The 357-nt window shown below is 59.4% G+C and carries 1 protein-coding gene; it reads left to right on the forward strand.

Going from position 1 to position 357, the window contains the following annotated elements; translation table 11 throughout:
- The coding region (locus DEO48_RS15360) for an inovirus-type Gp2 protein (RefSeq protein WP_146198280.1) at positions 1-332 on the forward strand (332 nt) is incomplete at its 5' end.
- Positions 333-357: the final 25 nt, after the last annotated feature.

The following is a 357-nucleotide window of genomic DNA, read 5'->3' on the forward strand; positions in this document are numbered from 1 at the left end:
TTGTCTGGGCGCGTGAGTTTGGCGAAATCAAAGGGAAGAAGCACTACCACGTGGTGCTGTTACTGAACCGGGATACGTGGTGCGGACCGGGCGATTACAACGACCCGGACACGCTTGCCGGAATGATTAAACAGGCCTGGTGCAGTGCCCTCCGGGTGGATGCTGAGGCTCACGCCGTACTGGCCCGCTTCCCGAAAAGCCCGGTGTCATGGCTGACACGTGGCGATGATACTCAACTGCAACAGGCGCTGTCGCAGGCGGCTTATCTTGCCAAACGCGAAACCAAAGTCACCGATGATGGCGAGCGTAACTTCGGCTGCAGCCGGGGCTGAGCACCTCCCTCACACACATTCAGCC

The organism is Enterobacter sp. CGMCC 5087, from assembly GCF_003144775.1.
Lineage (GTDB): Bacteria > Pseudomonadota > Gammaproteobacteria > Enterobacterales > Enterobacteriaceae > Enterobacter > Enterobacter cloacae_M.